The organism is Anoxybacillus sp. CHMUD (assembly GCF_013096965.1).
Classification (GTDB): domain Bacteria; phylum Bacillota; class Bacilli; order Bacillales; family Anoxybacillaceae; genus Anoxybacillus; species Anoxybacillus kestanbolensis_A.
In genome coordinates this window covers 1-413 of the sequence record NZ_SDLG01000089.1, presented here as the reverse complement: position 1 = coordinate 413, position 413 = coordinate 1, and the positions used below count along the sequence as shown (strand labels likewise).

1 protein-coding gene is annotated in these 413 nt (G+C 60.0%); it reads left to right on the top strand.

Annotation, left to right across the window (positions count from 1 at the left end):
- Positions 1-260 precede the first annotated feature (260 nt).
- Positions 261-413, top strand: a 153-nt coding sequence (locus ETB99_RS14735; RefSeq protein ID WP_171700946.1) for a helix-turn-helix domain-containing protein, incomplete at its 3' end; no start/stop codon positions are given.

The following is a 413-nucleotide window of genomic DNA, read 5'->3' as shown; positions in this document are numbered from 1 at the left end:
GTTGCTGACGTTGCAGTCGGGGGAGCGGTTGCTTTCTGAGACTTGGGCGTATCAGTGGACGCCGCCGGTGGATCGAGGCATGTGAGACTGGTTTCTTGGGGCGTCGGCTTTTATGGCTGGTGCCGGTCCATCTCTTGTTTCACCCCCTGCCGGGGGCGACTCACTTTCTTTGTCTTGCTGTATGGACCGGGGACATAGGTGACAGGTGTGCGAGGACATGGTTGACACTTTGAGCGGCACATTCGCTCGGAGGTCAGGCCATGCCCTGGAGCACACGAGACACCATGAGCCTTCGTCAGGAATTCGTTCTATTGGCCCGGCAGGAAGGCTGTAACCGGCGCGAGCTGTGTCGGCGGTTCGGCATCAGCCCGCAAACCGGCTACAAGTGGCTGGCTCGTTACGTTGAGTCGGGG